This is a genomic window from Spirulina sp. CS-785/01 (assembly GCF_028330525.1).
Classification (GTDB): Bacteria; Cyanobacteriota; Cyanobacteriia; order Cyanobacteriales; family Spirulinaceae; genus JAQMSD01.
On the sequence record NZ_JAQMSD010000115.1, the window covers coordinates 1 to 8,869 of the forward strand.

Annotated in this window: 9 protein-coding genes; 6 read left to right on the plus strand and 3 right to left on the minus strand. The window is 47.9% G+C overall.

The features are described 5' to 3' along the window. From PN462_RS06855 to PN462_RS06880, 6 genes are all read left to right on the plus strand, one after another. The coding region (locus PN462_RS06855; RefSeq protein WP_272126642.1) for a transposase at window positions 1-93 on the plus strand (93 nt) is incomplete at its 5' end. A gap of 116 nt (window positions 94-209) precedes the next feature. After that, window positions 210-392 carry an ATP-binding protein gene (locus PN462_RS06860; RefSeq protein ID WP_443029090.1) on the plus strand — a complete coding sequence of 61 codons (183 nt, stop codon included), beginning with the start codon at window positions 210-212 and terminating at the stop codon, window positions 390-392. Window positions 393-481: 89 nt separating this feature from the next. Next, window positions 482-850 carry a response regulator gene (locus tag PN462_RS06865; RefSeq protein WP_272127296.1) on the plus strand — a complete coding sequence of 123 codons (369 nt, stop codon included), beginning with the start codon at window positions 482-484 and terminating at the stop codon, window positions 848-850. 280 nt (window positions 851-1,130) lie between these two features. Beyond that, entirely contained in the window at window positions 1,131-2,723 is a 1,593-nt protein-coding gene (locus PN462_RS06870) for a helix-turn-helix domain-containing protein (RefSeq protein ID WP_272127298.1), read from the plus strand. A gap of 85 nt (window positions 2,724-2,808) precedes the next feature. Beyond that, window positions 2,809-4,467, plus strand: coding sequence for an NAD+ synthase (locus tag PN462_RS06875; protein WP_272127299.1), 1,659 nt, complete (start codon window positions 2,809-2,811; stop codon window positions 4,465-4,467). 94 nt (window positions 4,468-4,561) lie between these two features. Continuing rightward, a complete protein-coding gene (locus tag PN462_RS06880) occupies window positions 4,562-5,311 on the plus strand; it encodes a DUF4230 domain-containing protein (protein WP_272127300.1) in 750 nt (249 codons plus the stop codon). A 114-nt stretch (window positions 5,312-5,425) separates the two neighbouring features. Here PN462_RS06880 and PN462_RS06885 read toward each other — a convergent pair whose 3' ends face one another. The 3 genes from PN462_RS06885 to PN462_RS06895 form a co-directional block, all read right to left on the minus strand. Further along, window positions 5,426-6,841, minus strand: a complete 1,416-nt coding sequence (locus PN462_RS06885) for a YcjF family protein (protein ID WP_272127301.1) — start codon at window positions 6,839-6,841, stop codon at window positions 5,426-5,428. Window positions 6,842-6,957: 116 nt separating this feature from the next. Then, complete coding sequence (gene codA, locus PN462_RS06890; RefSeq protein ID WP_443029091.1) at window positions 6,958-8,199, minus strand: cytosine deaminase; 1,242 nt, start codon at window positions 8,197-8,199, stop codon at window positions 6,958-6,960. Window positions 8,200-8,377: 178 nt separating this feature from the next. Beyond that, window positions 8,378-8,665 (minus strand): hypothetical protein, encoded by a 288-nt coding sequence (locus tag PN462_RS06895; protein ID WP_272127303.1) that lies wholly within the window; start codon window positions 8,663-8,665, stop codon window positions 8,378-8,380. Between the last annotated feature and the right edge of the window lie 204 nt (window positions 8,666-8,869).

Here is an 8,869-nt window from a genome sequence, read left to right on the forward strand (position 1 = left end):
GTTTTTTGGACAGGCTCGTACTTTGTGGCTAGTTGCGGAGGGGTGACAATTGAGACATTAAAACAGTATGTCGAGAATCAAACTGCCCCCTGATTCATCCCATCGCCGGAGGCGAGGGTCTTCTCAGGGTTAAAGATAAAAAAGGCATTACATTAGATTATCAGCTTCACCCCCAAGTCGCCCAACGGGTTCGCGGGGATAGTACCCGGTTGCGGCAAATTTTAATCAATTTAGTGGGAAATGCCTTAAAATTCACCGAACAAGGAAACGTCCAAATTCTTGTCACCTCTCAAGCAACCCAAGACCCAAAAACCCATGAATTGAGAGTTGCGGTTCAAGATACCGGAATTGGCATTCCCCGCGATCGCATTTCCTACCTGTTTCAACCCTAGAGGAAATTCCTGCCCTGTCTCCCTCCTCCTCTGGACTCTCTTCAGACTCGCAACTCTCCCCCCTCCCAGACTCCTCTCTCCGCATCCTCTTGGCCGAAGATAACCGAATTAATCAAAAGGTAGCCCTACAGATTTTAAAACGTTTAGGCTATCAAGCAGACATTGCCAATAATGGGATAGAAGTGTTAGCGAAGTTGCAACAACAACGCTATGATGTCGTCTTGATGGATATTCAAATGCCGGAAATGGATGGTCTGGAAACCACTCGTCGCATTAGTTGGGAGTATCCTACCCCCCTACAACCCTATATTATTGCGATGACTGCGAATGCGATGGAAGGAGACCGAGAGGCGTGTTTAGCTGCCGGAATGCAGGATTATCTCAGTAAACCCATTCGCATCCAAGCCTTAACTCATGCCTTACAACAATATCAATCTTGGTGGGAGGAGAGAGAATAAGCGATAATTTACTGATTTCCGATTTCTGATACTCCTATCTATTCCGCCAATTTGCTGCGATCGCAGAATAGTCTCTGGAGGACAAGGCCCTTAAAAAAGAAATGGGGGAGTTGTTTAAACTCCCCACGATCGAACCCTGTGTGCTATTTATAGGTTCGCTTTTTTCTCTAAAGATAACAAGATCGGTCTGATCCGTCGTTTTGACGATCCTAGACTGAGCGTAACTGATCTAAAATTGATCTTGCATAAATGTAATGATTACGGTACAAGATAACATTCAATGTCAACGCTGAAAGCATCCAAATTAGGATTAATGAGAATCCAACAAGCGAGAAAGGAGAGGGGATGGAGTTGGAATGCAGAAGACGACACTTGTTTAGTCGAGGCCAGCGAAATCCTAGAACCCGATCGCCCTTGTCCCGCAGGGGGTCCCTATGCCTACGGGGTGTCTCTGGGGACGTGGAAGCGGTTTTTAGCCGGGAAACATCCCATTGGGGCTAAAACCTTCCAAGCCTACTGTCAAGCCCTCGGACTCCCCTGGGAGGAGATTGTGGACCGCCGTTGTTTGTCCTTGTCTCATACCCGACAAGACTGGGATGAGGAGATTGATGTTTCTCAGTTTTTTGGACGGGTGACGGAGTTACAGCAACTGGAACAATGGATCATTAGCGATCGCTGTCGTCTGATTCTCTTATCCGGGATGGGGGGAATGGGGAAAACCGCCTTATCCATGAAGTTAGGCCGACAGGTCCAAGACCAATTTGAGTATGTGATCCGGCGATCGCTGCGTCATTCTCCCCCCATTCTCCCCCTCCTAGAGGAGTTAAACCAGTTTTTGACCGATGACCCCCATCAGTCTCTCCCCAACACCCCAGAGGGACAAATTGCCCGTTTAATTGACTTTTTACGGGATCATCGCTGCTTGATTCTCCTAGATGATTTAGAGGCCATTCTCTGGCAAGGGGAATTGGCCGGCCAATATCAAAGCGAGTATCAAGGATATGGGGAGTTAATTTGCCGCATTGGGCGAGAATATCATCAGAGTTGTTTACTGGCGATCGCCAGAGAAAAACCCAGAGATATTTCGTCTTTGGAAGGGGAACATTTACCCATCCGCGAAATGAAATTACGGGGCTTAGAATTCACCGAAGCCCAAAAAATTCTCACCACTCAAGGCTTTCCTGCGGAACAACCCGGAGTCCATCAGTTAATCCAACTTTACCGGGGACATCCTCTCGCCTTAAAATTAATGGCCACAACCATTCGAGATATTTTTGGCGGGGAAATTTATGATTTTTTAGACCAAAGTACCCTAGTTTTAGGGGATATAATGCCAACTATATTTTATCAACATTTTGAGCGTTTGTCAAAGCTCGAAAAATCAATTGTTTATTGGTTAGCCTTAGAAGAAAAACCCCTCACCCTCTCCATGTTGCGGAAATATTTACAATTTTCCGTCTCCTCCTCCTCGGAAATCGTCGCCGCCCTAGAATCCCTCAAACGCCGGGCATTATTAGAAGTCATCAAACCCGACGGGACAACCCAATTCACCCTTGAACCCGTCTTTATGAAATATATTGTCAATCAATTAATTGAAAAATTTTATGAAGACATTGACAACATTTTAAGCAAGCCATCCATTCAATCATTAGGACTACTCAAAAGTCACTGTTTCGTACAAAAAGAAGACCCAGAAACTAGAAGACCTCCTTTAGTTTTGAGTAAAATCAAAGAACGACTATATATGGTCTCTGGCATTCCTGATGCCTTTGACTTACAAATTCAGGAAACCTTAGAACAACTCAAAGAGAAATCCAGTAAAGAAATTGGCTATACAAAAATCAACCTAAAAGCCTTATTGAGTCAAAGCTAGTTTTTAGTTGATCGTTGATAATAGATAGTTAATAATAGATAGCTAGAGGGAGAAACCACAAACCCACCCACAGCCAACACCAAAAATGAAAATTGCGATCGCACAACTCAATCCCACCATCGGGGACCTAACCGGAAATAGCCAAAAAATCCTACAAGTCGCCCAAACCGCCCTATCCCAAAACGCCGACCTCCTCCTCACCCCCGAATTATCCCTCTGTGGTTATCCCCCCAGAGACCTCCTCCTCAAACCCGATTTTATCCAGGCCACCCAGCAACAACTCCAACACCTAGCCACCCATCTCCCCCCCCAACTCAGCGTCCTCGTCGGGACCATCACCCCCAACCCCAACGCTTCCCAAGTCGGACAAAAACCCCTTTATAACAGTATCGCCCTACTCCAAAGAGGAGAAATACGTCAACTATTCCATAAACGACTCCTCCCCACCTATGATGTCTTTGACGAAGACCGTTATTTTTCCGGAGGAGAAAGAAGCGAAACATTTACCCAGTCACAAATTAAAATCGGTGTCACCATCTGCGAAGACCTCTGGAATGATGAAGAATTCTGGGGAAAACGCAACTATCAAGTCAACCCCTTCGCAGAATTAGCCAACCGTGAAGTCGATCTCATCGTCAACCTATCCGCCTCCCCCTACAGCGTCAGCAAACAACAAGTCCGGGAGTCCATGTTGCAACACAGCGTCACCCGGTATCACCTCCCCGTCATCTACACCAACCAAGTCGGAGGTAACGACGACCTCATCTTTGATGGGAATAGCGTGGCCGTCAACCGTCAAGGAGAAATCGTCAGTCGGGCCCGAGGGTTTAGCGAAGACCTACAACTCATCGAATACCACCCCGAAAAACGCGACCTCCTCCCCACCCATATTAACCCCCTCAGCGACAGCCCAGAAGCCGAAATGTGGTTGGCCTTAGTCCTAGGAGTCCGAGACTACTTACAAAAATGCAGCTTTTCTCGCGTTATTCTAGGACTCAGTGGGGGAATAGACTCCTCCCTCGTCGCAGCCATTGCCGCCGAAGCCGTCGGACCAGAAAATGTATTAGGGGTGTTAATGCCCTCCCCCTACAGTTCCCCCAACTCCCTCGACGACGCAGTAGAATTAGTCAAAAACCTCGGCATCCATAGCACAACCTTACCCATTCAACCCGCCATGGAAGCCTATGACCAGATTTTAGACCCACTTTTCAAAGGGACAGAATTCGGAGTGGCCGAAGAAAACCTCCAATCTCGTATTCGGGGTAACTTATTAATGGCCTTATCCAACAAATTCGGTTATCTTCTCCTCTCCACCGGGAATAAATCCGAAATGGCCGTAGGCTATTGTACCCTGTACGGAGATATGAATGGGGGATTAGCCGTCATTGCAGACGTTCCCAAAACCAAAGTTTTCGCCCTCTGTCGCTGGTTAAACCGCAATATTGAAATTATCCCCCAAAACGTCCTCGACAAGCCCCCTAGTGCAGAATTAAAACCGGATCAAACCGACCAAGACTCCCTCCCCCCCTACGATATCCTAGATGATATCCTAGAACGACTCGTTCAGCAGCACCAAGCCAAACAAGAGATCATCAACGCAGGCCATGACCCAGAAACCGTAGAAAAAGTTAATCGTCTAGTATTACGGGCTGAATTTAAGCGTCGTCAAGCAGCCCCTGTCTTAAAGATAACCGATCGCGCCTTCGGCATCGGTTGGCGAATGCCCATCGCCTGTCGGCTATGATCAGTAAACAGTAAACAGTAAACAGTAATTAGTAATTAGTAATCAGTAACCAGTAACCCATTACTAATCATCAATCACCAATCACCCAATCATTATGACCTCTGAATTAAAAAACCGTACCTCCTCCGACAGTCCCCCAGTGACTCCACCCTCCCCTTCCCCCAAAAACCCCGTTTGGCAAGTCGCCAAAGGAGGGATTGGGATATTATTATTCTTATTCCTCCTCAACCTCTGGGTATCCACCGCAACCCTATTAAACGGAGTCCGTAACCTCTTTTCCTTTGGCCTCAGTGAACCCCAAGCAGACATCTCCACCCTCATTGTAGAAAAAATCCGCACAGCCAGCGACTTAACCACCGCAGTCTATAGCATGGAAACCGTCGTCCCCACCCAACAAAACAGCAACTTTGGTCCTTTCACCTTTCCCTCCAAAATGCTGTACATCGGTTATGGAGAAGTCGAAGCAGGAATAGACTTATCGGCCATCACCCAAGCCAACGTCCAAGTCAGTGATCAACAAATTACCGTCCAACTCCCCCCTCCAGAAATCCTCGATAGTAAAATTGATGTCAACCGTTCCAAAGTCTATGATTACGACGAAGGATTCCTAAATCTTGGTCCCAATGTCGCCCATGACTTACAGAGTTTAGCCCAACAAAAAACCTTAGAAAAATTAGTCACTGCTGCCTGTGAAAAAAACATTCTCCTTGAAGCCAATAACCGGGCAGAATTAGCAATCACCCAATTATTAGACCTAACAGGACACGAAAATATTACAGTAAAAACCAGTTATCCCAGTCCCGCCAGTTGTAAAAACAACCAGTCCAAAACCGCTAAACTCTAAAATCCTATGCGCAATGGGCATTTCCCCCAGAGCGAGGAGAGAGAAGCAATGAAAGACTACACACCTCTCTCCCCTTTGTGTCCTTTGTGTCTTTGTGGTTAAATTCCCCAACCATTACCCCTTAAACTTCTCTTTCGCCTCAGTAAACGCCTTTTGCATCGTTGCTTGTATCTTTTGGGGATCAGGTTTTTTCCCCCCTAATAAATCGCCAAAATAGACACAGGCCCCCTCTCCCAGGGCCCAGGTATAGGCAGCGGCCCAGGAAGCTGCGATCGCACTTCCCAACCCCGGCACAAACTTCACCAACTCCCGGCCCACCGCTTGGGCCAAAAATCCCCCCGCAATAGCACTCACCACCCCTCCCGCTTGGGAAGGAGTTAACAGTTGTCCATACAATTTCCCCAAACTCCCCACCAAAGACACCTGCAAAGCGGTTAAAACCGGCATCGTGGCAAACGGCAACGGCACAGCGGCCACCGTCGCGGCCATCACCGAAAACGCCAAAATATACCGCCGGGCCACATCCTTATACAAACTCCCCAACTGCTGCGTCTTGTCCTCATCCAGTAACTCATAAATGGTCCGGGACTCCGCCTCCGGTAACAACTCCGCCAAAGCATCCCGCAACGCCTCCAAGCCGTAAAAAACGGGCATATAGCCATCTTCTTCGAGAGTAAAGTCCATCATCACCTGAGCATCACTCAAGCCTGTAAACGCCTCCTGGAGGCTACTGAAAGCCCGTTGCACCTCCTCAAACTCTGGCGGATAATCGGGATGGTCCGTTTCTCTATGGGGATAAACCTCATGGAGACAAGTCACCACCAGTAAACAGGGAATTTCGGGATAAGCATCTCGTAACTGTTGGGCCACCTGTTGTAAATGACTCACCGCAAAATCATTAATCTTCACCGTGAGAATTAACACCCGGGCCCGTTGCGTCTCCTGTTGTAAATCTTCCAGCAACTCCTCAATAATAGCCTCGGTATTCCGGTCCACATCCCCCAACCCCACCGTATCGGTAAAAATGAGCAAGGGGAGGTCATTGGACGGGTAGGCATAGCGTTCTGTATGCTGAGTATGGGGGCGAAACCCTTGGCCAATAATCTCATCCGACACCCCAGTTAACCCCCGCACAAGGGAACTTTTCCCCGCTTGAGGTTTCCCCAGTAACACCGCTTCAGTGGTGGGTAACTCCTCTCGGATGGTTTGGAGTATCTCTGCAACCTGTTCCTCATTGATACTAAACCAACTCATCACCTTTTCCGTTGCTTGGTCAACGGGAAAGAGGGTTTTTAAGCGGTTGTGCCATTTTTCCTCATCGGGTGGGGTGGGGGGGGCTTCCTCTGGGGGGTCCAGTTGTGTAGGTTGGTTTTCTGCTTGTTTCAGCAGGGGGAGGAGGTTTTTCAGTCGTGTGGTTGTCTCTTGTAATGCGTCGGTAATGCGGTTTCGCCACGCTTTGTCCTCCTGCGGACTGTCTTCCGAGGAGGAGGGTTGAGAGAGAGAGTTGTCAGGGTTTTGGGAGTCGTTCATCGGTCAGGAATCAACATTTAGTGCTAATAAAAGGGCTTCACCTAACCTACAATTTTAGAGCGATCGCCTAAAATCTAACTAGCCCCTGTCTTGGATTTAGCGGTGGTGTTTGCCAATTAGTCTCCAAACCACTCTGTCTCTACAACAGGTGTTCTCGCCAACAGTTTACCCCGACTAACCACATGAGTCACCGTGGCCCGACGACAAAAGGCTTCGTAGGGGCTGGCGGCATCTAATATAATAAAATTGGCGGGTTTTCCCACTTCAATCCCGTACTCGTCCTCAAGATTAAGGGTTTTTGCGCCATTGTGGGTAATCATCTCATAACAGGCCGCAATTTCATCCTGTCCGGTCATCTGACAGACATGAAGACCCATTGAACCCACGTCTAACATATTCCCTGTGCCTAAGTTGTACCAGGGGTCTTGAATACAATCGTGGCCGAAACTCACATTAATTCCGTTTTGCCATAATTCCTTCACACGAGTGACTCCGCGACGTTTTGGGTAAGTATCGCTTCTCCCTTGCAGGGTAATATTAATCAGAGGATTGGCAATAATATTCACTTGACTGCGCTTCAGGAAACCCATTAGTTTGTAAGCATAGCCATTGTCATAGGACCCCATGGCGCAAGTATGACTGGCCGTGACTTTAGACCCCATTCCGGTATGACTCGCATAAGCGGCCACTACTTCGAGAAACCGAGACTGGGGATCATCTATTTCATCACAGTGTAGATCAATGGCGCGATCGCCATCCTGAGCAATCTCAAAAATACACTGAACCGACTTCACCCCATCCTCTCGCGTCAACTCATAATGGGGAATTCCCCCCACTACATCGGCCCCCAATTGTACCGCTTCCCGTAATAACGTCTCATTATCCGGTCGGGAATAAATCCCATCTTGGGGAAAGGCCACCACCTGCAAGGTTATCCAGTCCTTCACCTCCTCTCGCAGGGCCAAAAGTGCCTGGAGTGCAGTTAAACTGGGTTCACTGACATCCACATGAGTACGAACCAACAAAACCCCCTGAGATGCTTGTTGTTTTAGGGTTTGAATGGCACGTTTTTGTACATCCTCAACGGTTAACTGTCTCTTACGGTCCCCCCAAATTTGAATCCCCTCAAATAATGTCCCACTTTCATTCCACCGGGGTTCACCTGCGGTTAACGCGGAGTCTAGATGAATGTGAGACTCCACAAAGGGGGGAGAGAGGAGGTTGCCTTGTGCATTAATATCCTGGGTTGCAGTGGCCTCCAGTTGCGGTGAAATTGCACTAATTTTCCCCCCACTCACCCCAACATCCACTTTAACCGGAGTCTGAGAGGAGTTTAATACAGTTGCGTGGCGAATCATTAAGTCGTATTGCGTGGTCAACAGATTCTCTCCTAACCCTTCAACGGAGTATTTTAGGCGATTTTGGGACAATTAATGCCATCTCCCCTATTCGGCACTGTGTTGTGTAGGATGCTGGGTTACTTTGTTAGAGGGGGAAAAGCCCTAAAGAACTTACCAATCTCTGAATGCTGATATTCTATCGTTCTTCGGGGGGGAGAAAATCATAAAGTATCTCGTCGGGTTCATCTTCGAGTAATTCTGCATCGGGTTGAGGTTTCCCTTGGGGAGAGGGTTGCGGGGGGGTGGGAGTGATGAGTTGTTTTTGTAAACTGGCCACAGTGAGATTAAGTTGGGAAAGGGTTTTTTGCAGGGTGGCCATCTGGGTTTCTAGGGAGGCCAAACGGGTTTCGCTACTTTCTACTGTTTCGCCAAGGTATTGCGCGATCGCTTCATACCCAAGCCGATCTACAGTAGTATTACGCATCTTGGCTAACTGTTGTAACTTACTACGCCATTGAGAGGGTAAGGTAATCTGAAACTGAGAATCAGTGACATACTCCCACGCTCAATCGGAGATTAGAGCGTGGGCTTCTCCATCCCTGGAACGAGACTTCGCGTTTTTGAGTGAGGCGATGCCCAACCCCACTTTTTTAATCAAAATACCTGAACACAGATCTCTTGGCATAGA